Source organism: Streptomyces sp. V4I23, assembly GCF_030817975.1.
Taxonomy (GTDB): domain Bacteria; phylum Actinomycetota; class Actinomycetes; order Streptomycetales; family Streptomycetaceae; genus Streptomyces.
Window position 1 is genome coordinate 3,948,994 of the sequence record NZ_JAUSZW010000004.1, and the last position, 25,541, is coordinate 3,974,534.

Here is a 25,541-nt window from a genome sequence, read left to right on the forward strand (position 1 = left end):
CCGGTGGGGCCGTCAGAGCGTCACCGTGGACTCGTAGATCCCGCTCGTCATGTCGTCGCACAGTGCCCGGCACTTCCCGAAGAGGTCCGCGAACTCGGGCTTGCCCTGCCATTCGGACGTCGCCTCAGGGCTCCGCCACGCCGCGAAGGACACGAAGTGGTTCGGGTCGGACAGGTCGCGGATGAGGCGGGCCTTCACGAAGCCTTCGTTGGCGCCCTTGGTCCACGCCAGGAATTCCGTCCAGGCGTCGATGAAATCGTCGGCCTTCCCTTCTGTGACGTGCCAGTTCCCCGAGGACCAGTGCTTGAGTTCCTCTCTCATACCACCAGGCTAATCCGGCATACCGGTCAGTTCATTCGGGAATCCGTGCGCCCATGACCTACCTGGTGCGGGACAAGATCTTCGCGATCGGCGACGACTACTGGATCGACGACGAGCACGGACGGCACGCCTTCCTCGTGGACGGAAAGGCGCTGCGGCTGCGGGACACCCTGGAGCTCAAGGACCCGAGCGGGTACGTGCTCGTCACGCTGCGGCAGAAGCTGCTCGGCCTGCGGGATGCCATGACGATCGAGCGGGACGGGGCCGCGCTCGCGACGATCCGCAGGAAGCGGCTGTCGCTGCTGCGCAACCACTACCGGGTCACGCTCGCCGACGGCACCGGGCTGGACGTCAGCGGGCGGATCCTGGACCGCGAGTTCGCCGTCGAGTACGAGGGCGAACTGCTGGCGCACATCTCGCGGCGGTGGCTGACGCCGCGGGACACGTACGGCGTGGACGTCGTGCGGGAGGACGCGGACGCCGCGCTGCTGATCGCCGTCGCGGTGTGCGTGATCCGGATGGCGGAGAAGGAGCGGGAGGAGGGGTGAGCTACCCGGACCGGCCCGGCGGGACCGGCAGGCCCAGGCGGCGGTCCTTGAGCGCCGGGAAGAGCTCCCGGGTCTTCTCCACCTTCGACGGGTCGAGGTCCACGGTCAGCACCTCCTCGTCCGGGCCGGCCTCGGCGAGGACCTCGCCCCAGGGGTCGACGACGATGCTGTGCCCGGCCTGTTCGACGTCGGCGTGCGTGCCCGCGGTCCCGCAGGCGAGCACGTACGCCTGGTTCTCGACGGCGCGGGCGCGGGCCAGCAGGGTCCAGTGCTCGCGGCGGCGGGCCGGCCAGCCGGCCGGGACGACGAGCGCCTGGGCGCCGGCGTCGACGAGGCCGCGGAACAGCTCGGGGAAGCGCAGGTCGTAGCAGGTGGCGAGGCCGAGGGTGAGCGCACCGGGCACGGACACGGTCACCAGTTCCTCGCCGGCGCCCATCATCACGGCCTCGCCCTTGTCGAAGCCGAAACGGTGGATCTTGCGGTAGGCGGCGGCCAGCCGGCCGTCGGGCGCGATGACGAGCGCGGTGTTGTAGAGCGTGCCGTCGCCGGCCCTCTCGACGATCGAGCCGGCGTGCAGCCAGACGCCCGCGTCGCGCGCGGCACCGGCCATCGCCGCGTACGTCGGCCCGGCCGGCGTCTCGGCCTCCGCCTCGAACTGCCGGTAGGCGAAGGCGCCGACGGGCCAGAGCTCGGGAAGGATCACCAGGTCGGCGTCCCGTTGCTCGCGTACCAGCGCGGCGACGCGGCGCCTGCGGGAATCGACCGATTCGTCCGGGTCTACTGCGATCTGCACGAGCGAGGCGCGCACACTACCACCGTCCTGGCATTCGAGCTGTCAACTCGGGCCTACGATCGTCACACGAAAGCACTGCCGGGGTGCCTTCGGGCAGCGTACTGTGCTCATCCGGGGGCCACCCCCGGACCCCCACAGACCGCCGCCAGTCCAGTTTGCCCGCGTACGACCGCCGAGGGGTCCCGTGACCGTCCATCCCAGCCTCCAGAACTACGCCGATGCCTGGACCCACGCAGTCGAGTCGATAGCCGAGCTGGTGCAGCCGCTCCCCGAGGGGGAGTGGAACCGCGCCACGCCGTGCCCGGCCTGGTCGGTGCGGGACATCGTGTCGCACGTCATCGGCATGGAGTGCGAGATGCTCGGCGACCCGCGCCCGATCCACTCGCTGCCGCGCGATCTCTACCACGTGCGGAGCGATTTCGCGCGCTACATGGAGATGCAGGTCGATGTGCGCCGGCACCACACCTCCCCGGAGATGACGGCCGAGCTCGAGTACACGATGATCCGCCGGGCCCGTCAGCTGCGCAACGAGAACCGATCCCCCGACACTCCGGTCCGGGCCCCGCTGGGGGCCGAGCAGACCCTCGAACTCGCCTACCGCATGCGCGCGTTCGACACGTGGGTGCACGAGCAGGATCTGCGCGTGGCGCTCGGCAAGCCGGGCAACCTGGACTCGCCGGGTGCGTACGTGACGCGGGACTGCCTGCTCGAGGCCCTGCCCAAGGTGGTGGCCAAGGACGCGGGCACGCCGCCGAATTCGGCCGTGGTCTTCGACGTGAGCGGCCCGGTGGAGTTCCTGCGGACCGTGCGGGTGGACGCCGACGGGCGCGGCTCGGTGGACGGTTCGCCGTCGCTGGGCCCGCTGGTGACGTTCACGACGGACTGGGAGACCTTCTACCGGCTGGCATGCGGCCGGGTGCGGCCCGCGGCCGTCGCGGACCGGGTCAAGGTCGACGGCGACGCGGAGGCGGCCGAGGCGATCCTGCGCGTCATCGCGGTCACGCCCTGACGAAGGCGCCAGGGGGCGGGCGCACCCGCCCCCTGCCGTCGCCCGTGGCGGGCGGCCGTCAGACCGGCACGTGCACGGCCTCCACCCGGCTCGCCACCAGGCGCTCGCGCTCGCGCCGCACCGTGCGCGCCCGCAGCCGCAGGATCTGGGCGACCCCCAGGGCCTGGAGCACGAAGACGGACGAGAACGCGATCCGGTAGTCGTCGCCGGTCGCGTCCAGCAGCACGCCCACCGCGAGCAGCGTGGTCATCGAGGCGACGAAACCGCCCATGTTGACGATGCCGGACGCCGTCCCCTGGCGTTCGGGCGGATTGGCGGGTCGCGCGAAGTCGAAGCCGATCATCGAGGCGGGGCCGCAGGCGCCGAGCACGGTGCACAGCGTGATGAGCAGCCACAGGGGAGCGGTGTCCCCGGGGTACACGAGGGTGGCCACCCAGAGCAGGGCGCTGGCGCCTATGGTGCCGAGCGCCAGCGGGGTGCGTGCCGCATGGTGGCGCGCGATGATCTGCCCGTAGACGAGGCCGACGACCATATTGGACGCCACGACAAGAGTCAGCAGAGCGCCGGCGCTCTCCCGCGTCAGCCCCTGCGCCTCCACGAGGAACGGCATCCCCCACAGCAGCAGGAACACCATGGCGGGGAACTGGGTGGTGAAGTGCACCCACATGCCGAGCCGGGTGCCCGGCTCGCGCCAGGACGCGGCGATCTGGCGCCGTACGAACGCGGCGCCCGCGTGCCGGACGGGCGGCGGCTCGTGGCCCTCGGGGTGGTCCTTGAGGAAGAGCAGCATCAGGACGAGTACGACGAGGCCGGCCGCGGCGCTGCCGGCGAAGGTGGCGGTCCAGCCCACGCTGTGCAGCATGCGGGCGATGACGAGGGTGGAGACCAGGTTGCCCGCCATGCCGAAAAGCGCGGCGATCTGCGCGATGAGGGGACCGCGCCGGGCGGGGAACCAGCGGGTGCCGAGGCGCAGCACGCTGATGAACGTCATGGCGTCGCCGCAGCCGAGCAGCACGCGGGACGCGAGCGCCATGCCGTACGAGGGCGAGAGGGCGAACCCGAGCTGGCCGACGGTGAACAGCACCACGCCGATGGTGAGGACCTTCTTGGTGCCGAGCCGGTCGACCATCAGGCCGACCGGTATCTGCATGCCCGCGTAGACGAGCAGCTGCAGGATGGAGAAGGCCGACAGGGCCGAGGCGTTGACGTCGAAGCGGTCGGCGGCGTCGAGTCCGGCGACGCCCAGGGACGTACGGAAGATGACGGCGACGAAGTACACCGCGACGCCGATGCCCCAGACGGCGGCGGCCCGTCGGCCGCCGGGAGGATCACTGGGGAGGGACGCCTCGCAGGAGGACGCGCTCACCGCTCCTCACCCCGCACCAGCACCTTGACGCGGCCGAGATGGGCGCGCACGCACGCGGCGGCGCCCTCCACGTCACCGGCCCGGATCCTCTCGAGGATCTCGGCGTGCTCGGTGTGGTTCCTGGTGACCCGGTCGGGGAGCGCCTGCATGATCGCGACGCCCATGCGCAACTGGCGGTCGCGCAGCTGGTCGTAGAGCTTGGAGAGGATCTCGTTGCCCGCGTGGCGGACGATCTCGGCGTGGAAGCAGCGGTCGCTGACGGCGAAGGCGGCGAGGTCCCCTGCGGCGGCGTGCCGCTGCTGCTCGTCGAGGATGTCCTGGAGGCGGGCGATGAGCGCGGCGGGCGCGGGCACGGCCTTGCGCACGGCGAACTCCTCCACGAGCAGCCGGGTTTCGACGACGTCCGCGATCTCCTGCGCGGAGACGGCGAGGACCAGCGCGCCCTTCTTCGGGTAGAGCTTGATGAGCCCTTCGACCTCGAGCTTGAGGAGTGCCTCGCGCACGGGGGTGCGGGAGACGCCGACGGCCTCGGCCAGCTCGCCCTCCGTGAGGAGCGTCCCGCCCTCGTACTGCCGGTCGAGGACGGCCTGCTTGATGTGGGTGTAGACGCGGTCGGCGGCCGGAGGCTGTCTGACGGGGGGCGCGGAGGCGGCAGGCATGCACACAGCATAGATACAACAGACTTCAACCAGAAAGCCCCGTCCGCGATACGGACGGGGCTTCCGTGCCCGGCGGGTTCACCGGGGATGTTTCACGTGGAACAGGCCTGTCAGGCCCAGGTGATGAGCCGCTTCGGGTTCTCCAGGATCGCCGCGACGTCGGCGAGGACCTTGGAGCCCAGTTCGCCGTCGACCAGCCGGTGGTCGAAGGAGAGCGCGAGCGTGGTGACCTGGCGAGGCTTCACCTTCCCCTTGTGGACCCACGGCTGGAGCTTGATCGCGCCGACCGCGAGGATCGCGGACTCGCCGGGGTTCAGGATCGGCGTGCCGGTGTCGACGCCGAAGACGCCGACGTTGGTGATGGTCACGGTGCCGCCCTGCATGGCCGCCGGGGTGGTCTTGCCGTCGCGCGCGGTGGCCACGAGCTCGCCCAGCGCCTCGGCCAGTTCCGGCAGGGTCTTGTCGTGCGCGTCCTTGATGTTCGGCACGATCAGACCGCGCGGGGTGGCCGCGGCGATGCCCAGGTTGACGTAGTGCTTCTGGACGATCTCCTGGTTGGCCTCGTCCCAGGCGGCGTTGATGCCCGGGTTCCTCTTGATGGCGACGAGCAGGGCCTTGGCGATCAGCAGCAGCGGGTTGACCCGCAGCCCCGCCATGTCCTTGTCGGCCTTCAGCTCCTCGACCAGCTTCATCGTGCGCGTCACGTCGAGCGTGACGAACTCGGTGACGTGCGGCGCGGTGAAGGCGCTGCCGACCATCGCGGCAGCGGTCGCCTTCCGTACGCCCTTGATCGGGACACGGGTCTCACGAGCGCCGGCGGGAACGGACACGGGAGCCGGCGCCTCGGCCGCCACCGGCTCGGGGGCGGCGGCCGGCGCGGGTGCCGCGGCGGCGTGCACGTCCTCGCGGGTGATGATCCCGTCGGGGCCGGTGGGCGTGACCGCCTCCAGGTCGATGCCCAGGTCCTTGGCGAGCTTGCGCACCGGCGGCTTGGCGAGCGGACGCGGGCGGGCCGGGGCGGCCCCGTTCATCTCGGCCTGGATCGCGGCCGCGGCGGCCTGCTCGGGGACGGCTCCGGCCGGCGCCTTGCGCGGACGGCGCTTGGTCGACGACTCGGCGACGCCGTAGCCCACGAGGACCGGCTGGCGGCCCTGCGGCTTGGCCTCCGGCTCCGGCTCGGACGCGGGCTGCGGCTCGGCGGCGGCGAGCGACGGCTCGGTGGCCGCCGGGGGCGGCTCCTCGGCCGGTCCCGACCCGGGAGCCACGTCGATCGTGATGATCGACGTGCCGACGTCGACGGTCGTGCCCTCCTCGAAACGCAGCTCGTGCACGACGCCGTCGTACGGGATCGGCAGCTCGACGGCCGCCTTCGCCGTCTCGACCTCGCACACGACCTGGCCGTCGGTGACGCTGTCGCCGGGCTGGACGTACCACTTGAGGATTTCGGCCTCGGTGAGTCCCTCGCCCACGTCGGGCATCTTGAACTCGCGGAAGCGCAGGGAGGTGTCTGCGGTCATGGTCACGGCACTCCTCAGTACGCGAGCGAGCGGTCGACGGCGTCCAGCACCCGGTCCAGTCCCGGAAGGTACTCCTCCTCCAGGCGGGCCGGCGGGTACGGGGCGTGGAAGCCGCCGACCCTCAGCACCGGGGCCTCCAGGTGGAAGAAGCACCGCTCGGTGATACGGGCGGCGATCTCCGCGCCGGAGCCGTAGAAGACAGGGGCCTCGTGGACCACGACCAGCCGGCCGGTCTTCTCGACGGACGTCTGGATCGTGTCGAAGTCGATCGGGGACATGGAGCGCAGGTCGAGGACCTCGACCGACTTGCCCTCCTCGGCCGCCGCGGCCGCGGCCTCGACACAGACCTTCACCATCGGGCCGTAGGCGGCGAGGGTGATGTCGGTGCCGGCCCGGGCGACACGCGCCGTGTGCAGCGGGTCGGGGATCGCCTCGGTGTCGACCTCGCCCTTGTCCCAGTAGCGCCGCTTCGGCTCGAAGAAGATCACCGGGTCGTCGCTCTGGACGGCCTGCTGGAGCATCCAGTAGGCGTCGGAGGCGTTGGACGGGGAGACCACCTTGAGGCCCGCGACGTGCGCGAAGAGCGCCTCGGGGGACTCGGAGTGGTGCTCGACCGCGCCGATGCCGCCGCCGTAGGGGATACGGACGACGACGGGCAGCTTGATCTTGCCGAGTGCGCGGGCGTGCATCTTCGCGAGCTGCGTGACGATCTGGTCGTACGCCGGGAAGACGAAGCCGTCGAACTGGATCTCCACGACCGGGCGGTAGCCGCGCAGGGCCAGGCCGATCGCGGTGCCGACGATGCCGGACTCGGCGAGCGGGGTGTCGATGACCCGGTCCTCGCCGAAGTCCTTCTGCAGCCCGTCGGTGATACGGAAGACGCCGCCGAGCTTGCCGACGTCCTCGCCCATGATCAGGACCTTGGGGTCGGTCTCCAGGGCCTTGCGCAGCGACTCGTTGAGCGCCTTCGCGAGCGGGAGTTTCTGTACCGCCATGACTACTTGCCCTCCTCGACGAACGACGCCTGGTAGGCGGCGAACTGCGCGCGCTCCTCGTCGACGAGCGTGTGCCCGTCCGCGTACACGTGGTCGAACATCGCCATGTCGTCGGGGTCGGGCATGGCCCGTACCGCCTCGCGCACCCGCTTGGCGAGCGCGTCGCTCTCCTCGTCCAGAGCGGCGAAGAAGGCCGCGTCGGCGTGGCCCTCGTTCTCGAGGTACGTCCGCAGGCGCTGGATCGGGTCCTTGGCCTCCCAGGCGGCGCGGTCCTCGTCGTGCCGGTACCGGGTCGGGTCGTCGGAGGTGGTGTGAGCGCCCATGCGGTAGGTGAACGCCTCGACCAGGGTCGGGCCCTCGCCTCGGCGTGCGCGCTCCAGCGCGGAGCGGGTGACCGCGAGGCAGGCGAGGACGTCGTTGCCGTCGACGCGGACGCCGGGGAAGCCGTAGCCCTGCGCACGCTGGTAGAGCGGGACGCGGGTCTGGCGCTCGGTCGGCTCGGAGATCGCCCACTGGTTGTTCTGGCAGAAGAAAACGACCGGGGCGTTGTAGACCGCGGAGAAGGTGAAGGACTCGGCCACGTCGCCCTGGCTGGACGCGCCGTCGCCGAAGTACGCGATCACGGCCGAGTCGGCGCCGTCCTTGGCCACGCCCATCGCGTAGCCGGTGGCGTGCAGCGTCTGCGAGCCGATGACAATCGTGTACAGGTGGAAGTTGTTGCTGTTCGGGTCCCAGCCGCCGTGGTTCACACCGCGGAACATGCCCAGCAGATTCGTCGGGTCGACCCCGCGGCACCAGGCGACGCCGTGCTCGCGGTAGGTCGGGAAGACGTAGTCGTCGTCGCGCAGGGCGCGTCCCGAACCGATCTGGGCGGCCTCCTGGCCCAGCAGCGAGGCCCACAGGCCCAGCTCGCCCTGGCGCTGCAGGGCGGTGGCCTCGGCGTCGAACCGGCGCGTGAGGACCATGTCGCGGTACAGCCCGCGCAGTTCCTCGGCGCTCAGGTCGATGTCGTAGTCCGGGTGCTGGACGCGCTCACCCTCGGGCGTCAGCAGCTGTACGAGCTGGGGCTCGGAACTCTGTGGCTTCTTCGCGGCGCTGACGCGCTTGCTGCTGCGTCGCGGTTTGCGCGCGGCAGTGCTCTCCACGGTCACGTGCGTGCTCCTCCGTCGGTCCGGCCCCCGGGGTCCGCCGGTGTGGCCAGTGCGGCTCGCCCGCGTCCGGACCGGTGCACGGGGTGGGTGCGACGCGGCCGGATTCGGGCGTGACAGGTGCCCCGGCGAACGTCCTGTCAAAGGCACGTTACCCAGTGCGCAGTGCTCCTGCGAAACCCCATTTGACCTGCGATTTTGCTTGGATTTCCAAGTAAATCGAGGAAATGCGGGAACGCCACTGGTCAGGGCCGTGCGGACCGCCGGAACGAAGGCACGTTATCCCGCACACCCCAGGCACGGGAAGAGTCAACATGTGAGACGCCCAGGCACACGAAGAGGGAGAAATCACCGCATTCCTGCTCGGTGACCCCGCGGCCGCGCGGCGCGACGCCCGGGAACTACTTTCGGCCGAACCCGGCACCGAGGTCGTGGGCGAGGCCGATACGGCGGAAGACGCCCTGGTCAGGATCCCCGCCACCGCTTCCGACGTAGCGGCTCTCGACGTGCGGCTGCCGGACGGAAGCGGCGGGGAGGTGTGCCGCGAGGTCCGTTCGCAGAACGAGAACATCACAGGTCCTCGAGGCCGTCCGCGGCAGCGATGCGTCATCGCGGTGCACGGCCCGGGTGTCACCCGTTCGGGCCGATCCGCCGGATCCCCCGGCCGGGACTTCTGCCCGCGTCGACCGTCCCTCATCGTGCACGCGATCGAACCTCTCGAACAGCCACCGGCGCGACACGCAGCGTGATCTAACATCTGGCGGGTGCCGCGCTCATCTGCTACCGCTGCGCCCCCCGTCGACGCCCTTCTGCGCCGTTACGACACCGTGGGCGAACCGCTCTCCTGCCGTCCCGTCACCCAGGGCCTCCTCAATCGCGGCTACCGCATCTCCACCACGCGCGGCGCGTACTTCCTCAAGCACCACCTCGACGGGGACCAGGCCGCCATCGTCCGCCAGCACAAGGCCACCCGCAGGCTCCAGGCGCTCGGCGTCCCGGTCGCGCCGCCCCTGGAGGGCGCCGACGGGGGCACGGTGGCCGTGATCGGCGGCCGCTGTTACGCCCTGCACCCCTGGGTCGACGGCCGGCATCGCGACGGCGCCCAGCTCAGCACCGCCCAGTCGCGGCGGCTCGGCGCTCTGCTGGGGCTGGTGCACACCTGTCTGGCCCAGGTCATGGACGGAGCGGCGAGCCGGAGCGCCGCGTACGAGAGCGCCGACCCCGAGGAGACGTTCGCGCTCATCGACGAGCTGCTGGAGCTGGCCCGCGGCAGCCGCCCGCGCGACTCGTTCGACACCCTGGCCGAGCACCGGCTGCTCCAGCGGCGGGCTCTGCTGGCCCAGCACGCGGGCCGCAGGCCGCCGCCGGGCGGCGGTGGCGGCTGGGTCCACGGCGACTTCCACCCGCTGAACCTGCTGTACCGGGGCGCCGAGCCCGCCGCGATCGTCGACTGGGACCGCCTCGGCGTCCAGCCGCGGGCCGAGGAGGCGGTACGGGCCGCCGCGATCTTCTTCGTCCAGCCCGCCGGACAGCTGGAGCTGGCGAAGGTCCGGGCGTACGCGCGGGCCTACCGGCGCGCGGCGGACGCGGACCCGGCGGAACTGGCCGCGGCGGTGCACCGGGTGTGGTGGGAGCGGCTCAACGACTTCTGGATACTGCGCTGGCGCTATCAGCTCCACGACCGAAGGGCCGACCCGCAGTTTCCTGCGGCGTCGGCCCTGGCGGTCTGGTGGACGCGGGAGTACGAGGCGGTGTGCGACGCCTTCGCCGGATGACCCCCGCGTGCGGCGGTCTCAGCCGCCTTCGTTGCCGGCGGTGTTCCCGTTCCCGCCGTCGGTGCCGCCCGCCGGGTCGGTGGGGACGTCCGTCGGGTCCGTCGGGACGTCGGTCGGGTCGTTGGTCGGGTCGTCGGTGGGATCGCCCGTCGGGTCGTCGGTCGGGTCACTGGTCGTCGGGTCGCCGGAGGGTGTCTGCGGGGCGCTCGGCGTGTACGACGGGATGTCGGACGGCGTCCAGGACGGCTGCTCGTTGCCCCCGGTCGTGGTGCCCGGGTCCTCGGTGGGCTCCGTCTCCTCGTCGGACGGCGTCGGCGTCTCGTCCGGCGTGGACGGCGTCTGCGAGACCGACGGCGTGGTGTCGGGGTTCTTGTTGGAGTCGTTCGCCTTGTTGAACGCGAACGCGATGCCGGCGACCACCGCGACGACCGCGAGCGCGGCCAGCAGCCACACCTTGCCGCGGCCGCCGCGCCCGTGGTGCATGCCGTCGTAGCCGCCGTCGTGCGGGTTGGGCGGCGGCAGGATCGGGCCCTGGGAGGTCTCGCCGTGCACCGGGTGCACCGCGGTCGGTCCCGTCATGCCGCCGGGCGGGGTGCTGCCGGGGTCGTACAGGTCGACCGGGCCGGTGTTCCAGACGCCCGTGTGGCCGCCCTGCTGCTGGAGCATCTGCAGCGCGTACTGGACGAGTCCGCGCATCTCCTCGGCGCTCTGGAACCGGTCGTCCGGGTCCTTCGCGAGCGAGCGCATCACCAGGCCGTCGAGCTCCGGCGGCACCGCGTCCAGGACCTGGGACGGCGGGACCGGGATGTCCTGCACGTGCTGGTAGACGACCGAGAGCGGCGTCTCACCGGTGAACGGGGGCCGCAGCGCGAGCAGTTCGTAGAGCAGGCAGCCCGTGGCGTACAGGTCGGAACGGTGGTCGACGGCCTTGCCCAGCGCCTGCTCGGGGGAGAGGTACTGCGGCGTGCCCATGACCATGCCGGTCTGGGTCATCGTCGACTGCGCGCCGTGCAGGGCGCGGGCGATGCCGAAGTCCATCACCTTCACCGCACCGGAGTTGGTGATGATGACGTTGGCCGGCTTGATGTCGCGGTGCACGATGCCGTGCTGGTGCGAGTAGGCGAGGGCCTCCAGAACTCCCGAGACGATGATCAACGCCTGCTCGGGCGGCGGGGCTTCGGCGTTGACCAGCAGATCGCGGATCGTGCGGCCCTCGACGAGCTCCATCACGATGTAGGGGACGGTCTGGCTGCCGACGACGTCCTCGCCGGAGTCGTAGACCGCCACCACGGCATGGTGGTTGAGGCCGGCGACCGACTGCGCCTCGCGCGTGAACCGGGCCTTGGAGACAGGGTCCTCGGCGAGATCGGCGCGCAGCAGCTTGACGGCGACGGTACGGCCGAGCCGTACGTCCTCCGCCGCGAACACCTCGGCCATGCCGCCACGGCCGAGACGGTGCGTCAGCCGGTAGCGGCCGTCACCGACCAGTCCGCCGACGCCCCAGGCTTCCGCCGACTCCGGCACTCCGCCGCCGTCTGCTTCGGGTTCGGGTGCCATCAGTCCTCGCCGTCGTATCTGTCCGCTTGCGTGGTGTGCGTGCGGGGCCGCTGTCCTCAGGGTGCTTGTGCCACGCCACGCTACAGCCTTCGGACGACAGGCCGGTTTCGAAGGAGACCTGCCATCAAAGCCGCAGTCCACCGGCCCGCGCAAATTCCATGCTGTTCCTGTAACGCTTCCGAGACGCTTCTTGTGCGTACGGTCACGGAACGGGCACCCGGCTTGACGTGTCGGTGCCCTGGGGCAGACTTGGCCCGTAAATCCGGATCAGCCGCGGCCACCGCGCGCACAGGGGGAAGCACGAGATGAGCCAGGACGGCGCACAGGGCCGCTATGCGGGCGGTTCCGTAGCGGGCGGCCGGTACCAGCTTCGCGACCTGCTCGGCGAAGGCGGCATGGCGTCCGTATATCTGGCGTACGACTCCGCGCTGGACCGCCAGGTCGCGATCAAGACGCTCCACACGGAGCTCGGCCGGGAGCAGTCGTTCCGCGAGCGCTTCCGCCGCGAGGCGCAGGCCGTCGCCAAGCTGTCCCACACCAACATCGTCTCGGTGTTCGACACGGGCGAGGACGAGCTGGACGGCTCGCTCATGCCCTACATCGTCATGGAGTACGTCGAGGGCCAGCCGCTCGGCTCGGTCCTCGCCGCGGACATCCAGCAGTACGGGGCGATGCCCGCCGACAAGGCGCTCAAGGTCACCGCCGACGTGCTGGCCGCGCTGGAGACCAGCCACGAGATGGGCCTGGTCCACCGCGACATCAAGCCGGGCAACGTGATGATGACCAAGCGCGGTGTGGTCAAGGTCATGGACTTCGGCATCGCCCGCGCCATGCAGTCGGGCGTCACCTCCATGACGCAGACCGGCATGGTCGTCGGCACTCCCCAATATCTGTCGCCCGAGCAGGCCCTGGGCCGCGGCGTGGACGCCCGCTCCGACCTGTACTCGGTCGGCATCATGCTCTTCCAGCTGCTGACCGGACGACTGCCCTTCGACGCGGACTCGCCGCTCGCCATCGCGTACGCGCACGTACAGGAGGAGCCCGTCGCCCCGTCGACGATCAACCGCTCCCTCACCCCCGCGATGGACGCGCTGGTCGCCCGGGCGCTGAAGAAGAACCCGAACGAGCGTTTCCCGAGCGCGGCCGCGATGCGCGACGAGTGCGCCCGGGTCGCGGGCGCCGGACTGACCGGCGCCCCCGTGATCATCGGCGGCGCACCGGCGAGCAGCGGCTCGGGGGTCGGCTCCGCCGTCTTCCCGCCGCTGGACCAGGCGACGCCAGCCCCGCAGAGCGTCCAGACGCCGTACCAGCCGGGCCCGTACGGTCCGCCCACCCCGGCCCCGGCGCCCACGCCGCACTACGGCTACCCGGCCCCGGCGTACCAGACGCAGCCCCCGGTCGCCTCCACGCCGCCGCCGTCGTACACCATGTCCCCGGCCGCGGCGCCCGCGTCGGGCGGCGGCAAGCGGAACATGCCCGTGATCGTGGGCGCCGTCGCGGTGGCGCTCCTCGCCGTCGGCGGCCTGGTCACGGCGATCGCGCTGAACGGCAAGGACCAGGGGACGGAGGCGGGCGGGGGCGGCGACCCGTCGACGAGCGCATCGCAGGACGCGAGTTACAAGGGCCCCGAGCGCAACCGCACGATCGACAAGACGAAGTGCTCGAACGCCCCAGAGGGTTACGACGACCCGTCGAAGGTCCAGGCGCCGAACTTCGTCTACGTGGACGTCCTGTCCGTGAAGGAATGCGCGGACACGATGGGCTGGAAGCTCAACATCAAGGAAGTCGCCAACGCGCAGTGGGGCGAGGACATCGTCCTCTCGCAGTTCCCGCTGGCGGACACGGAGATCTCCGAGAAGAACACGACGTTCATGCTCGAGGTGTCCACCGGTCGCCCCGACTAGTCCCCCAGGGAGCCGTGCGGAACGGCCGGGTGGTACGCCGTTCGGCCGAGGCCCGGTACCCCATCCGTGTACCGGGCCTCGGCCGTTGCGCGCAGGCTGCCCGCCGGAGGCGCTGCCCGGGCCCGAGCGCCCGAGATGCCGGATCCGTTCCTCCATGTGACGCTGAGTCCGTTCTCGATCAGTTCGGCGACTCGGTGCCCCGTCACGGGAGGCCCTCCGGTGATTCCACAACTCCGCGCCCGGTGCGCGATCACCGTCGCATCGCTCGCGCTGACGGCCCTTCCCCTCGCACCGGCCGCGCACGCCGAGCCGTCCGGGCCCCCGATGCCCCGGCCCGTCGTGAAGCCGTCGCCCACACCCTCGACCTCGTTCGCCGGACGGCAGGCGGGCCAGGGCCGGCCGCGCCCCGGACGGCCGCAGCCGACGGGGAGCGGGAGCGCGAGTCCGTCCGTGGACCCCGCGCGCAGCGCCACCTCCCCCGCCGCCTCCGCCTCCGAGCCCGCGCGGCGCTCACCGCAGCCCTCCCGCTCCGCGGCACCGTCCCTCTCCGCCCCGGGGCAGGCGCCCCGAACGGCAGACGCGGGGGACCATCCCCCTCCTGCGGATGACGAGGCGCCCCGAGGGGACGAGGACGCCGGAACCGCAGGCGCAGGGTCGCCCGCGCCGCCGCACTGGTCACCCGCCGAGGCCGGTGACCAGGGACCTCATTCCGCCCCCGCGCCGGTCGCGCACCAGATCTCACCGCTGTCGCTGGGCGTCGGCATGGCCCTGATGGGCCTCGGGATCGGCTTCCTCGGCATCCGTCTGCGCCGCCGCTGACACAGCCGTCCTCCTCAAGACGGACCCCGCACGTCCTTCCGGCGACGGTTGGCGGCAGGCGGCATACCCGGTATACATACCGAGTATGTCGATCCGTCACGGGCTTCTCGCCCTCCTGGAACCCGGCCCGCGCTACGGCTCCCAGCTCCGCTCCGAGTTCGAGTCGCGCACGGGCGCCACCTGGCCGCTGAACGTCGGCCAGGTCTACACGACCCTCGGTCGCCTCGAACGCGACGGCATGGTCGCCCAGGACGGCGAGGACGAGGCGGGCCACACGCTCTACGTCATCACCGACAAGGGCCGCGCCGAACTCAGGCAGTGGTTCGCGGCGCCCGTGGACCGCAGCAGTCCGCCCCGTGACGAGCTCGCCATCAAGCTCGCCATGGCGGTCGGGACACCCGGCGTGGACATCCGCTCCGTGATCCAGTCCCAGCGCCGTCACTCCGTGAAGGCGATGCAGGACTACACCCGGCTCAAGGCGCAGGCACTGACCGCGATCGAGAGCGGTGGCTCCCAGGAACGCGACGACGTGGCCTGGCTGCTGGTGCTGGAACAGCTGATCTTCCAGACCGAGGCGGAGGCCCGCTGGCTCGACCACTGCGAGATGAGGCTCACCAGGCTCTCCGCGGCGGTCCGGCAGGACCCGCCGCCGGCCGCGCCTCCTGCGCCATCGCCCGCGCCGGACCGGACGTCGGCCTCGGGCCGGCGCACCGGACCGGCGTAGGACCCGCTACGGCGTCTTCGACGGGCACGCGGCACCCCGTATGCCTGCGGCGTCCGCCCCGGCCGCCCTCCGGCCTCCCGAGGCCTCTTTCGACCTCTCGTACACCGCCGGTGTGTACTCACCCGCTCAAGGGGGAAACCATCCATGTCCCAACACCAGTCACCACAGCCACTTCCGTCGCAGCAGCCCGTGCTGCAACTCCAGCAGCTGACGCGCGTCCACGGCAGCGGAGCCACCGAGGTGCACGCCCTGCGCGGCATCAACCTCGACGTCTTCCCCGGTGAACTCGTCGCCGTCATGGGCCCGTCGGGATCCGGCAAGTCCACGCTCCTCACCATCGCGGGCGGGCTCGACGTCCCGACGTCGGGACGGGTGATCGTCGAGAACACCGACATCACCACCGCCGACCGCAAGACGCTCGCCGCCCTGCGCCGCCGCAGCATCGGGTACGTCTTCCAGGACTACAACCTCATCCCCGCCCTCACCGCCGCCGAGAACGTCGCCCTGCCGCGTGAACTCGACGGCACCTCGGCCCGCAAGGCCCGCACCGAAGCCCTCGCGGCCCTGGCGGAGATGGAGCTCGGCCACCTCGCCGACCGCTTCCCCGACGAGATGTCCGGCGGTCAGCAGCAGCGCGTCGCCATAGCCCGCGCCCTCGTGGGCGAGCGCCGGCTCGTGCTCGCCGACGAGCCCACCGGCGCCCTCGACTCCGAGACCGGAGAGTCCGTGCTGGCGCTGCTGCGGGCGCGCTGCGACGCCGGCGCGGCCGGCATCCTGGTCACCCACGAGCCGCGGTTCGCCGCATGGGCCGACCGGGTCGTGTTCCTGCGGGACGGCGCGGTCGTCGACCAGACCGTCCGCAGCGAGGCGGACTCGCTGCTCTCGGGCCAGGCGGCCGAGCTGTGACGACCTGGTACCACTCCTGGCGGGCCGCGATCCGTATCGCGCGCCGCGACGCCTGGCGCTCCAAGGGGCGCAGCTTCCTGGTTCTCGCGATGATCGCGCTGCCCATCCTCGGGGTGAGCGCCGCCGATCTCACCGTGCGCAGCGCCGAGTTGTCGACCGAGCAGAGTCTGGCGCGCCGGATCGGCGCCGCGGACGCGCGGCTCTCCGATCCCGGCATGGGCGGCGTCCCGATCCTCCAGGCCCCGGACGGCAACAACTACGCTCCGGCCGAGGACTTCAACGACAAGCCGTTTCCCGAGGGCAGCACGGACATCGCCAAGGCGCTGCCCGCGGGCGCCAAGACGCTGACGGACACGACCGGTTACGCCAAGCTCCGTACGACCCACGGTCTGCTGCCGACGGAGATCCGTGAGCTGAAGGCCTCCGACCCGATGGCCCGGGGCATCATGCCGGTCGTCAGCGGCAGGCTGCCGCAGAAGTCCGACGAGGTCGCCGCCACCACGCACTTCCTCGAGAGCAGCGGCCTGAAGGTCGGCTCGAAGCTGACCGCGCGTGGCTTCGACCGCGCCTACACGATCGTCGGTGCGTACGAGCTCCCCGACGAACTGGACACCGACCAGGTCAACGCCCTTCCCGGCGCCCTGATCGCCCCGCTCGCCAAGGCTCTGGAGGCCGCCGGGCTGCAGGGGCCCTCGGCCGGCACGAGCCTTCTCGTCACCGTGCCCGGTGGTTTCACGTGGAACACGGTCCAGGAGATCAACGCCAAGGGCGTGACGGTTCTTTCTCGTACGGTGGCCCTGAACCCGCCCGCCGACTCCGAGGTGCCACTGTTCCAGAAGGAGGACTGGGGCAAGTACGAGGAGAGCACCGCCGCCAAGGCCGCCGCGCTCGCCGCCGTGGGCACGGTCGTCGGTCTGGCCATGCTGGAGATCTGCCTGCTCGCCGGTCCCGCGTTCGCCGTGGGGGCGCGCCGCTCGCGCCGTCAGCTGGGTCTCGTGGGGGCCAACGGCGGCGACCGCCGCCATATCCGGGCCATCGTCCTCGCGGGCGGTCTGGTGATCGGCGTCGCCGCGGCCGTCGTGGGCACCCTGCTCGGCCTGATCCTGACCTTCGCCCTCCAGCCGGTGCTGGAGGACTACATGGGCCAGCGCTTCGGCAGCTTCGACATACGGCCCCTGGAACTCCTCGCGATCGCCCTGCTGGCCGTGGTGACCGGTCTGCTGGCCGCGATCGTCCCCGCGATCACGGCGTCCCGGCAGTCCGTCCTCGCCTCCCTCACCGGCCGCCGCGGTGTGCGCAGGAGCAGCCGTGTGCTGCCGGTCGTCGGCCTGGTCGCGGTCGGCCTCGGTGCCACCATCGCGCTGTACGGGTCCACGATGACGGACCAGTTCATCGTGGTGGCGGGCGGCAGCGCCCTTGCCGAGCTGGGTGTGGTCGCGCTGACCCCGGCCCTGGTCGGCCTGTTCGGCCGGACCGGCCGGCTGCTGCCGCTCTCTCCGCGGCTCGCGCTGCGCGACGCCGTGCGCAACCGGGGCCGTACGGCTCCCGCTGTCGCCGCGGTGCTGGCCGCGGTGGCCGGCACCGTGGCCGTGGCGACGTACGCGGCGAGCGAGGACACTCAGCGCAGGGCCGAGTACCAGGCGCAACTGCCGCACGGAGCCGTCTCGGTGACGATGGACGAGGGGGGCGGGCGCGACGTCCCCGGTGTGCGCGCCACGGTGCAGAAACTGCTGCCCGTCGGCGTGCGGGCCGACGTGGACCGCATCGCCGTCGGCAAGAAGAACTGCTCGATGTACGAGCCGCGCGAGGGCTGCGGCCGCTACGAAGTGATCATACCCAAGGCCCACGAATGCCCCATGTGGGCGACGGACGTCGCCAAGCCCGGCCAGGACCCGGCCGAGAAGTTCAGCAAGGCCGAACGCCGCAAGCTCGCCAAGGACTGGCGCTGCCAGGAAAGCGGCGGCTACGGGGTGCCGACCGACGGGGGGCTTCTCGTCGGCGACGAGAAGCTGCTCAGAGTGCTCGGCATCGAGGACCCGGCCGCCGAGAAGGCCCTGGCCGCCGGCCGGGCGGTCTCCTTCGACAAGCGCAACGTCAACGCCCGGGGCTCGGTCGACATCCGGCTGATCACCGACATCGAGGCCGCCGACAGGGCCATGGAGCAGGGCAAGGAGGCTCCCGGCGAGATCAGGAGCCTGCCCGTCCACCAGGTCGCCCGCACGCCGGAGACGTACGGCGTCAGGCTCGTCGTGCCTCCGGCGGCGGCCGAGAAGGCCGGCTTCGACACGGTCCCGATCGGCGCCTACTTCTCCACCGAGCAGATGCCCACCACCGAGCAGCGTCAGAAGCTCGACGACGAGCTCGACAGGACGGGCGCGGACATCAGCCTGCACGTCGAGGAGGGCTACACCAGCGAGAACAGCATCGTGCTGCTGGCGCTGACCGTCTTCGCCGGACTGATCACCATCGGTGCGGCGGGTATCGCCACGGGCCTGGCGCAGGCCGACGCGGAGGCCGACCTGAAGACGCTGGCCGCCGTCGGCGCCCCGCCGCGGGTCCGCAGGACGCTCAGCGGGTTCCAGTGCGGCGTGGTCGCCGCGATGGGCGTAGTGCTGGGATCGGCGGCGGGAGTCCTGCCGGCCGTCGGCCTGCGGCTCACCGAGAAGCGTCAGCAGATGGGCTGGTACCAGGAGGCCCTCGACAACGGCTGGGGCGCGGGCGAGCTGCCGTACGTGCCGATCGTGGTGCCGTGGGAGACGCTGGCCACGCTGCTGGTCGCCGTGCCGGTGGGGGCGGCCCTGCTGGCGGCCCTGGTCACCCGCTCCCGCGGGGCGCTCGCCCGCCGCGAGGCGACCTGAGAGGACCCGCCCACGGCCGTGCGCTGCGATTTCGTGCCCCCGCAGGAGGGTGGATCACCTTCCTGCGGGGGCACACCGTGTGGTGACGCCCATGTACGAGAGAATGGCGGCATGGAGATGCCGAGGAATGAACGGTCGCAGGAGAGCCCCCACGTCCTCGTGGTGGGACAGGACGGGATGGCGCTCGGCGGCGGTGACGGTGACGACGAGTCGCGCGAGGTCCCGGTGACGGAGATGGTCGAACAGCCTGCGAAGGTCATGCGCATCGGCAGCATGATCAAGCAGCTTCTGGAGGAAGTGCGGGCGGCGCCTCTCGACGAGGCCAGCCGCGTCCGGCTCAAGGAGATCCACCGCGGTTCGGTCAAGGAGCTCGAGGACGGCCTCGCGCCCGAGCTCGTCGAGGAACTGGAGCGCCTGTCCCTCCCGTTCACCGACGACGCGATTCCCTCCGAGGCAGAACTGCGCATCGCCCAGGCCCAGTTGGTCGGCTGGCTGGAGGGACTCTTCCACGGCATCCAGACGGCGCTGTTCGCCCAGCAGATGGCCGCAAGGGCTCAGTTGGAGCAGATGCGCCGCGCCCTGCCGCCCGGTGCCCCGCACGACGACGACGAGGGCGGGCAGCACGGAGCGATCCGCTCCGGCCCGTATCTGTAACCAGGATCGGCGCGATCGGGCACGGCCGTCACCAGGCACGGCTTCATGGCCGGACAGCGAAAGGCCCGGCCCACCGCTCGGCGCTTTCTAGGGGTCGTCGCAACACGTGGTCGTGTTGATCAGGCCGCGAGCAGTTTATGCAGGCGCTCGGCTGGGGTTTCCCAGCCGAGCGTTTTGCGTGGCCGACCGTTCAGTTCAGCGGCGACGGCGGCCAGGTGCTCACGACTGTGGACGGACAGGTCGGTGCCCTTGGGAAAGTACTGCCGCAGCAGGCCGTTCGTGTTCTCGTTCGAACCGCGCTGCCAAGGGCTGGCCGGGTCGCAGAAGTAGACCGGGATGTCGGTGGCGACGGTGAACTCCCGGTGCCGGCCCATCTCGCTGCCCTGGTCCCAGGTCAACGACCGCTTCAGGTGAGCCGGCAGCGTCTGGACCGTCTCGACCAGGGCGTCGCGGACCAGCTCGGTGCCCCGGCCGTTCGGCAGGTGCACCAGCAGCACATAGCGGGTGGAGCGTTCGACCAAAGTGCCGATGGCTGAGGCGCCGTCCTTGCCGATGATCAGGTCGCCTTCCCAGTGGCCGGGCACCGCCCGGTCCTCGGCCTCTGCGGGACGGTCGCTGATCATCACCATGGGATCGCGGAAGCGGGGCTGGCGCTGCTGGGCCTGGCGACGGGGCTTGCGCCGGACGCGGCCGGTGCGCAGCGCTTTGGCCAGCTCTCGGCGCAGCTCACCCCGGCCCTGGACGTAGAGGGCCTGGTAGACGGTCTCGTGGACCACGTGCATCTCCGGCCGGTCGGGGAACTGGGCGCGCAGGGCCTGGCAGATCTGCTCAGGGCTCCACCGTAGGTCCAGGCGGTCCTGGACGAAGGCGCGCAGTTCGGGGCTCTGTTTGATCTTCCCTGGCTTTGGGCGAGGCCGGCGCGCGTCGGCGCGGGCCTGAGCGGCGAAGGGCCGGTACTGGCCATTGGTGGGGTGCCGGTTGCGGCGGACCTCGCGGCTGATGGTCGACGGGCTCCTGCCCAGCTCACCGGCTATCGCACGGACCGTGGCCTTCTCCCGGAGCCGGTCGGCGATGTAGACCCGTTCGTCCTCGCGCAGGTACCTGGACGTGTCAGAAGGCGGCACCACCGGTCGAACCGGAGGTGCCGCCTTCTGCTTGCGGTCGGCACTGCGACCGTTACGCCATCGGCGGCCCGTCTTCGGGTTGATGCCGACGATCAGGCACGCCTGGTTGTTGCTCAAGCCCTGCTGCATGAGCCGGAAGTATGTCTCCCGCTCACGCAGCAGCTTCTTCGGCCCCTGAGCCGTCCGGATCTCCCGGATCTTGAAGTCCATCGCCACCCCTGAACTGGGGTGTTGCGACGACCACTAGAACGGAAGCTCGGTGGGCCGGGCCTTCGGCGTGGCGTACGCCCCTCAGGGCTTCTCGGGCGCGATCAGCAGCACCTTGCCCACGTGGTCACCGGACTCCAGCGCCCGGTGGGCCTCGGCGGCGTCCGGCAGCGGCACATGGCGGTCCACGACCGCGCGTACCCGGCCGGCTGCGATCAGCGGCCAGACGTGCTCGGCCACGGCCGCGATGATGGCCGCCTTCTCGCCCATCGGGCGGGCGCGCAGCGAGGTGGCGGTGATCGCCGCCCGCTTGGCCAGCAGGGCGCGGAGGTCCAGCTCGCCCTTCACGCCGCCCTGGAGGCCGATGACGGCGAGCCGGCCGTTGACCGCCAGCGCCCGGACGTTCCGGTCCAGGTACTTGGCGCCGACGATGTCGAGAATGACGTCGGCACCCGCGCCGTCCGTCGCCTTGCGGATCTCCTCGACGAAGTCCTGCTCGCGGTAGTCGATCAGGATGTCCGCGCCCAACTCAGCGCAGCGCGCCAGCTTTTCGGGGCTGCCCGCCGTCACCGCCACCCGCGCGCCCACGGCCTTGGCCAGCTGGATCGCCATCGTCCCGATGCCGCTCGCGCCACCGTGGACGAGCAGGGTCTCGCCCGGCCGCAGGTGGGCGATCATGAAGACGTTGGACCACACGGTCGCGGTGACCTCGGGCAGCGCCGCGGCCGTCGCCAGATCCACTCCGTCCGGGGCCGGAAGCAACTGCCCTGCCGGTACCGCGACTTTCTCGGCGTATCCGCCGCCCGCGAGCAGCGCGCACACCTCGTCGCCGACGGCCCAGCCCGAAACTCCGGGCCCCAGCGCGGAGATCCGGCCCGCGCACTCGAGGCCGGGGTAGGGGGAGGAGCCGGGCGGCGGGTCGTAGAAGCCCTGCCGTTGCAGCAGATCGGCGCGATTGACGGCGCTGGCGACGACATCGACGAGGACTTCTCCCTCGCCGGGTACGGGGTCGGGGACCTCGGCCCAGACCATGGCCTCGGGACCACCGGGTTCGGGAATCGTGATCGCATACATGGCCGCGAGGCTACTCCCGGCCGCCGGGCGTCTGGTCGTTCTGTGAGCGGACGATGGTGATGAGCCGGTCGGTGAGTTGCAGCGGGCTCGCCGCGGGGTCGTCGTAGCCGATCAGCCGGTGCCCCCGCAGCACGCTGACGACCAGGTCGTCCGTCTCCCGCACGTCGCGGCCCACCTCGGCCTTTATCACCGGCCGCTCGATGAGGTCGAGGCCGCTGCCCTGCTGGATGAGGTCCTCCAGGACCGTACCGGCGCTGGGGCTGAGCACGGACAGGCCGAGCAGCCGGCCGGCGGCGCCCGAGCTGGTGATGACCGCGTCGGCGCCGGACTGGCGCAGCAGCGGCGCGTTCTCCTCCTCCCGGACGGCGGCGACGATCTTGGCACCACGATTGAGCTGGCGGGCCGTCAGGGTGACCAGCACGGCGGTGTCGTCGCGCTGGGGGGCGACGATGATCTGGCGGGCCTTCTGGAGTTCGGCCCGGATGAGCACGTCGCTGCGGGTGGCGTCGCCGACCACGCCGACGAAGCCCTCGGCATTGGCCGCCTCGATCACCTTGCTGCTCGGATCGACGACGACGATCTGGTCCTTCCGCAGCCCGGTGGCGCAGAGCGTCATCATCGCCGATCGTCCCTTCGTGCCGAAGCCGACGATGACGGTGTGATCGCGCAAGGTGGACCTCCAGCGGTTCAGTCGCCACTCCTCCCGGGTGCGTTCGGTGAGGACCTCAAGGGTGGTGCCGACCAGGATGATCAGAAAGAGCACACGCAGCGGGGTCACCAGCAGCACGTTCGTGAGCCGGGCCGCGTCGCTGTAGGGAACGATGTCGCCGTACCCCGTGGTGGAGAGGGTGACGGTCGCGTAGTAGACACAGTCGAGGAAGTCGACGGAATCGTCGGCGTTGTCGTGGTAACCGTGGCGGTCGCTCCAGACGAGCAGCACCGTGATGACGAGCACCATCAGGGCCATCAGCAGGCGCTTGCTGACCTGCCGCAGCGGACGCTCGACCACCCGTCGGGGAAGCTTCACGCGGCTCGTGATCAGCTGTTCGTCCGCATTCCGGGCCATGGCGTCGTGGCCGGGAAGTTTCACGTGAAACGTCCTCCCTCGGCGGTCGGCGGCGTCCAGGCGGCCCAGGGCAGGTCGAGGACTTCCAGCTCGTCACCGGCCCCTGCCCCACCGGGCGGGACCACGGCCAGACCGTCGGCGGCCGCGATGCCCCGCAGCATCGCCGGACCGTTGTAGTGGAGCGGCACGAGCAGATCCTCGCCGTGCACGAACGGCACGAGCCGGGTGTCGTGCGGGTGGCCGTGCACCGCATCCCGAACGGGCAGGCGGTACGGAACCGCGGGCGGTCGCCCGCAGAGTCCGCGCAGCAGCGGCTCGGCGAGCGTGAGCAGACCCGAGACGGCGGCCAGGGGATTGCCGGGCAGGCCCACCAGGTGACGGCCGGGAGCAAGCCGGGCGAGCAGCATGGGGTGGCCGGGCCGTACGGCGACTCCGTCGACCAGCAGCTCGGCGCCCGCCTTGCGCAGCACCGGGTGGACGTGGTCGACGGGCCCCGCCGCCGTACCTCCGGTGGTGATCAGCAGGTCCGCGTCGGAGGTCGTGACGGCACGGTGCAGGGCCTCGGCGTCGTCGCCGATCCGCCCGGTCGCGACGACTTCGGCCCCCAGCGACGCCAGCCAGGGACCGATCATCGGACCGAGTGCGTCACGGATGAGGCCGTCGTGGGGGAGCCCGGAGGTGAGCAGTTCGTCGCCGAGCACCAGGACCTCGACACGCGGCCGGGCGACGGTCACGAGGTGGTCGTAACCGGCGGCCGCGGCCAGCCCCAGGACGGCCGGGGTCACCTGGGAGCCGGAGGGCAGGAGCTGGTCGCCCGCTCGGCACTCCTGGCCGCGCGGCCGGATGTCCTGGCCCGGGACGACCTCACGCTCGGCGTGCAGCTGCTGCGGGGCCGCACCGGCACGGGCGTGCTCGCTGCGGATGACGGCGGTCGTGCCGGGCGGAACCCGTGCGCCGGTGGCGATGCGTACCGCCGTGCCATCGGGGAGGGGCCGCGTCTCGCCGTGCCCGGCGAGGACGGACGCCTCCGTGTCCAGGCGCCAGGGCCCGGGGCCGGCGACCGCCCAGCCGTCCATGGCGGAGGTGTCGAAGGACGGGAGGTCGCACAGCGCCACGAGCGGCTCGGCCATGACCTGTCCCAGCGCGTCGCCGAGGGCTGCGCTCCGCGTGCGCGGGGCGGCAGCGCGTCCGATGCGGGCGGCGAGGGAGCGCGCCTCGGGCCATGAGGTGGCGCAGTGGCGCGCCGGAGCGGCAGCGCCGGGCGGCGCGGCGCCGGGAGCCGCACGGCCGGGCTGCCGGTCACGCGGGCCGACGAGGGCGAGGGCTTCGTCCACTCCGTCGAGGTCGCCCTCGGGGGCGAGCTCCTGTGGGCGCGGGGCGGGGCGGGGATCGTCGTGGACGCGCTCCTGCCGTCGCCCGCCGGGAGGCGGGACCTCGTGGGCGGGTCCGGCGCCGGGGCGGCCCGAGGTGTCGTCGTGGCCGGTCATCCGGCTTCGGCCTCGCCATTCTCGCGTGGGTCGTCGGCGGCGCCGGTACCGCCGGCGCCGCGTTCGGTCCCGGAAGCGGCGGGGGCCGCCCCGGGTGCGGGCCCGGCGGCCTGCTCGGTCTCCTCCGCCCAGCGGGTCGCGAGAGCGACGGCCTTGCGGGCGGCCTCGGCCACGGCCTCCGGTCCGCCGCCTGCCCGGGCGGCCGCGTAACCCACCAGGAAGGTGGTCAGCGGCGCGGCGGGGCGGGCGACTCCGTGCGCGGCATCGCGGGCGAGGTCGAGCAGGACCCGGGTGTCGACGTCGAGTTCGACGCCGAGTTCGTCCTTGACTGCGGTGATCCATTCATCCAGCACGTAGCCATGCTCCCTGATACGGGCCCGGGCAGCGGAAACGTCCTCCCAGGTGTCGCAGTCGAAGGAGGCGAGGGGGTCGGTCCGGACCCGGGCGAGGTCCAGTTCCTGTGCCAGAAGACGCAGCGGCAGTCCGGAAAGGGTGCCGTGTTCGGTCGCGAGGAGAGCGAGTTCACGTCGGAGCGGCTCGGTGCGGTAGGCGGCAACGAGAGGCTGGTCGCGGCCGTCGGCGTCGGTCAGCAGTGCCGCCTCCCGGTTGCTCTCGTCGAGCGCGGAGATCAGGCGCCGCACGGTCGTCGGCCCGAGGAACGGCAGATCGGCGGAGAGCACGAGCACCGCGGGTGCGTCGCACTGCCGGACTCCGGCGTCGAGCGCGGCGAGCGGTCCGCCGCCCGGCGGCTCCTCGCGGGCCCATACGACGGGGCGGGCGGTGGGGCGGCGTCCGCCGACGACGACGGTGCGCCCGGCGTCCCGGCACACGCCGAGGACCCGGTCGAGCAGGGCCCGCCCGCCCACGCTCACCGCCGGCTTGTCGGCTCCGCCCAGGCGCTTCGCGGCACCTCCGGCGAGCACGATGGCGTCGTACGCGGTCTTCGCGGTCACTCATGCAGTATGGGCCGGATCGTGGCAGGCGGGGAGCCCCGTCCCGATCTCTGGTCGGATCTCGGTCCGGGGCGTGC

Annotated in this window: 22 protein-coding genes and 1 pseudogene; 10 read left to right on the forward strand and 13 right to left on the reverse strand. The window is 71.8% G+C overall.

The genetic code is table 11. The features are described from left to right. Nucleotides 1–12: 12 nt before the first annotated feature. Nucleotides 13–321 (reverse strand): antibiotic biosynthesis monooxygenase family protein, encoded by a 309-nt coding sequence (locus tag QFZ82_RS20145; RefSeq protein ID WP_307714492.1) that lies wholly within the window; start codon nucleotides 319–321, stop codon nucleotides 13–15. Between the two features lie 53 nt (nucleotides 322–374). Between QFZ82_RS20145 and QFZ82_RS20150 the strand changes: the two genes are divergently transcribed. Next, entirely contained in the window at nucleotides 375–869 is a 495-nt protein-coding gene (locus QFZ82_RS20150; protein WP_307714493.1) for an LURP-one-related/scramblase family protein, read from the forward strand. 1 nt (nucleotide 870) lies between these two features. Here the strand turns inward: QFZ82_RS20150 and QFZ82_RS20155 are convergent, their stop codons facing one another. Then, nucleotides 871–1,677 (reverse strand): carbon-nitrogen family hydrolase, encoded by an 807-nt coding sequence (locus QFZ82_RS20155; RefSeq protein WP_307714494.1) that lies wholly within the window; start codon nucleotides 1,675–1,677, stop codon nucleotides 871–873. 169 nt (nucleotides 1,678–1,846) lie between these two features. On the opposite strand from QFZ82_RS20155, the gene QFZ82_RS20160 reads away from it, so the two are divergent. Continuing rightward, nucleotides 1,847–2,671 (forward strand): maleylpyruvate isomerase family mycothiol-dependent enzyme, encoded by an 825-nt coding sequence (locus QFZ82_RS20160; protein ID WP_307714495.1) that lies wholly within the window; start codon nucleotides 1,847–1,849, stop codon nucleotides 2,669–2,671. Between the two features lie 58 nt (nucleotides 2,672–2,729). Here the strand turns inward: QFZ82_RS20160 and QFZ82_RS20165 are convergent, their stop codons facing one another. The 5 genes from QFZ82_RS20165 to pdhA form a co-directional block, all read right to left on the reverse strand. After that, nucleotides 2,730–4,037 (reverse strand): nitrate/nitrite transporter, encoded by a 1,308-nt coding sequence (locus QFZ82_RS20165; protein WP_307714496.1) that lies wholly within the window; start codon nucleotides 4,035–4,037, stop codon nucleotides 2,730–2,732. Beyond that, on the reverse strand, nucleotides 4,034–4,696 hold the full coding sequence (locus tag QFZ82_RS20170; protein ID WP_307714497.1) for a GntR family transcriptional regulator: 663 nt from the start codon (nucleotides 4,694–4,696) through the stop codon (nucleotides 4,034–4,036). The genes QFZ82_RS20165 and QFZ82_RS20170 overlap by 4 nt, the downstream gene beginning before the upstream one ends. A 110-nt stretch (nucleotides 4,697–4,806) precedes the next feature. Beyond that, entirely contained in the window at nucleotides 4,807–6,213 is a 1,407-nt protein-coding gene (locus tag QFZ82_RS20175) for a dihydrolipoamide acetyltransferase family protein (protein WP_307714498.1), read from the reverse strand. Between the two features lie 14 nt (nucleotides 6,214–6,227). After that, entirely contained in the window at nucleotides 6,228–7,208 is a 981-nt protein-coding gene (locus tag QFZ82_RS20180) for an alpha-ketoacid dehydrogenase subunit beta (RefSeq protein WP_307714499.1), read from the reverse strand. A gap of 2 nt (nucleotides 7,209–7,210) precedes the next feature. Continuing rightward, the gene (gene pdhA / locus QFZ82_RS20185; protein ID WP_307714500.1) at nucleotides 7,211–8,359 is read right to left on the reverse strand and encodes a pyruvate dehydrogenase (acetyl-transferring) E1 component subunit alpha; all 1,149 of its coding nucleotides are present in this window, start codon (nucleotides 8,357–8,359) and stop codon (nucleotides 7,211–7,213) included. 344 nt (nucleotides 8,360–8,703) lie between these two features. On the opposite strand from pdhA, the pseudogene QFZ82_RS20190 reads away from it, so the two are divergent. Further along, nucleotides 8,704–8,928, forward strand: a pseudogene (locus QFZ82_RS20190) (response regulator); the annotation flags it as partial. Nucleotides 8,929–9,120: 192 nt separating this feature from the next. Then, nucleotides 9,121–10,131, forward strand: a complete 1,011-nt coding sequence (locus QFZ82_RS20195; RefSeq protein WP_307714501.1) for a phosphotransferase — start codon at nucleotides 9,121–9,123, stop codon at nucleotides 10,129–10,131. Nucleotides 10,132–10,149: 18 nt separating this feature from the next. Here QFZ82_RS20195 and QFZ82_RS20200 read toward each other — a convergent pair whose 3' ends face one another. Then, nucleotides 10,150–11,688, reverse strand: coding sequence for a protein kinase (locus QFZ82_RS20200; RefSeq protein ID WP_307714502.1), 1,539 nt, complete (start codon nucleotides 11,686–11,688; stop codon nucleotides 10,150–10,152). Nucleotides 11,689–11,993: 305 nt separating this feature from the next. On the opposite strand from QFZ82_RS20200, the gene QFZ82_RS20205 reads away from it, so the two are divergent. The 6 genes from QFZ82_RS20205 (at nucleotide 11,994) to QFZ82_RS20230 (ending at nucleotide 19,553) form a co-directional block, all read left to right on the forward strand. Next, nucleotides 11,994–13,592, forward strand: coding sequence for a protein kinase (locus QFZ82_RS20205; protein WP_307714503.1), 1,599 nt, complete (start codon nucleotides 11,994–11,996; stop codon nucleotides 13,590–13,592). A 219-nt stretch (nucleotides 13,593–13,811) separates the two neighbouring features. Beyond that, complete coding sequence (locus QFZ82_RS20210; RefSeq protein WP_307714504.1) at nucleotides 13,812–14,411, forward strand: hypothetical protein; 600 nt, start codon at nucleotides 13,812–13,814, stop codon at nucleotides 14,409–14,411. An 85-nt stretch (nucleotides 14,412–14,496) separates the two neighbouring features. Further along, nucleotides 14,497–15,135 (forward strand): PadR family transcriptional regulator, encoded by a 639-nt coding sequence (locus QFZ82_RS20215; RefSeq protein ID WP_307714505.1) that lies wholly within the window; start codon nucleotides 14,497–14,499, stop codon nucleotides 15,133–15,135. Between the two features lie 144 nt (nucleotides 15,136–15,279). Further along, complete coding sequence (locus QFZ82_RS20220) at nucleotides 15,280–16,041, forward strand: ABC transporter ATP-binding protein (protein ID WP_307714506.1); 762 nt, start codon at nucleotides 15,280–15,282, stop codon at nucleotides 16,039–16,041. Beyond that, nucleotides 16,038–18,899, forward strand: coding sequence for an ABC transporter permease (locus tag QFZ82_RS20225; protein ID WP_307714507.1), 2,862 nt, complete (start codon nucleotides 16,038–16,040; stop codon nucleotides 18,897–18,899). Before QFZ82_RS20220 ends, QFZ82_RS20225 begins: the two co-directional genes overlap by 4 nt. A 111-nt stretch (nucleotides 18,900–19,010) precedes the next feature. Continuing rightward, the gene (locus QFZ82_RS20230; RefSeq protein ID WP_177149370.1) at nucleotides 19,011–19,553 is read left to right on the forward strand and encodes a bacterial proteasome activator family protein; all 543 of its coding nucleotides are present in this window, start codon (nucleotides 19,011–19,013) and stop codon (nucleotides 19,551–19,553) included. A 119-nt stretch (nucleotides 19,554–19,672) separates the two neighbouring features. Here the strand turns inward: QFZ82_RS20230 and QFZ82_RS20235 are convergent, their stop codons facing one another. The 5 genes from QFZ82_RS20235 to QFZ82_RS20255 all read right to left on the reverse strand — a co-directional run bounded on the left by QFZ82_RS20235 (nucleotide 19,673) and on the right by QFZ82_RS20255 (nucleotide 25,464). Beyond that, nucleotides 19,673–20,806, reverse strand: a complete 1,134-nt coding sequence (locus QFZ82_RS20235; RefSeq protein ID WP_373429430.1) for an IS30 family transposase — start codon at nucleotides 20,804–20,806, stop codon at nucleotides 19,673–19,675. A 162-nt stretch (nucleotides 20,807–20,968) separates the two neighbouring features. Further along, a complete protein-coding gene (locus tag QFZ82_RS20240) occupies nucleotides 20,969–21,958 on the reverse strand; it encodes an NAD(P)H-quinone oxidoreductase (RefSeq protein WP_307714509.1) in 990 nt (329 codons plus the stop codon). Between the two features lie 10 nt (nucleotides 21,959–21,968). Next, nucleotides 21,969–23,093 (reverse strand): TrkA family potassium uptake protein, encoded by a 1,125-nt coding sequence (locus QFZ82_RS20245; RefSeq protein WP_307717782.1) that lies wholly within the window; start codon nucleotides 23,091–23,093, stop codon nucleotides 21,969–21,971. Next, nucleotides 23,045–24,511, reverse strand: coding sequence for a molybdopterin molybdotransferase MoeA (locus QFZ82_RS20250; RefSeq protein WP_307714510.1), 1,467 nt, complete (start codon nucleotides 24,509–24,511; stop codon nucleotides 23,045–23,047). The genes QFZ82_RS20245 and QFZ82_RS20250 overlap by 49 nt, the downstream gene beginning before the upstream one ends. Next, nucleotides 24,508–25,464: an NTP transferase domain-containing protein gene (locus QFZ82_RS20255; protein WP_307714511.1), complete on the reverse strand. Its 957-nt coding sequence runs from the start codon at nucleotides 25,462–25,464 to the stop codon at nucleotides 24,508–24,510. The genes QFZ82_RS20250 and QFZ82_RS20255 overlap by 4 nt, the downstream gene beginning before the upstream one ends. Nucleotides 25,465–25,541: the final 77 nt, after the last annotated feature.

Bases quoted from the DNA above. Each gene is read 5' to 3' on its own strand.
- QFZ82_RS20145 (WP_307714492.1), bottom strand. From the start codon at position 321: ATGAGAGAGGAACTCAAGCACTGGTCCTCGGGGAACTGGCACGTCACA.
- QFZ82_RS20150 (WP_307714493.1), top strand. From the start codon at position 375: ATGACCTACCTGGTGCGGGACAAGATCTTCGCGATCGGCGACGACTAC.
- QFZ82_RS20170 (WP_307714497.1), bottom strand. From the start codon at position 4,696: ATGCCTGCCGCCTCCGCGCCCCCCGTCAGACAGCCTCCGGCCGCCGAC.
- QFZ82_RS20175 (WP_307714498.1), bottom strand. From the start codon at position 6,213: ATGACCGCAGACACCTCCCTGCGCTTCCGCGAGTTCAAGATGCCCGAC.
- QFZ82_RS20180 (WP_307714499.1), bottom strand. From the start codon at position 7,208: ATGGCGGTACAGAAACTCCCGCTCGCGAAGGCGCTCAACGAGTCGCTG.
- QFZ82_RS20200 (WP_307714502.1), bottom strand. From the start codon at position 11,688: ATGGCACCCGAACCCGAAGCAGACGGCGGCGGAGTGCCGGAGTCGGCG.
- QFZ82_RS20205 (WP_307714503.1), top strand. From the start codon at position 11,994: ATGAGCCAGGACGGCGCACAGGGCCGCTATGCGGGCGGTTCCGTAGCG.
- QFZ82_RS20215 (WP_307714505.1), top strand. From the start codon at position 14,497: ATGTCGATCCGTCACGGGCTTCTCGCCCTCCTGGAACCCGGCCCGCGC.
- QFZ82_RS20220 (WP_307714506.1), top strand. From the start codon at position 15,280: ATGTCCCAACACCAGTCACCACAGCCACTTCCGTCGCAGCAGCCCGTG.
- QFZ82_RS20230 (WP_177149370.1), top strand. From the start codon at position 19,011: ATGGAGATGCCGAGGAATGAACGGTCGCAGGAGAGCCCCCACGTCCTC.
- QFZ82_RS20235 (WP_373429430.1), bottom strand. From the start codon at position 20,806: ATGCAGCAGGGCTTGAGCAACAACCAGGCGTGCCTGATCGTCGGCATC.
- QFZ82_RS20240 (WP_307714509.1), bottom strand. From the start codon at position 21,958: ATGTATGCGATCACGATTCCCGAACCCGGTGGTCCCGAGGCCATGGTC.
- QFZ82_RS20250 (WP_307714510.1), bottom strand. From the start codon at position 24,511: ATGACCGGCCACGACGACACCTCGGGCCGCCCCGGCGCCGGACCCGCC.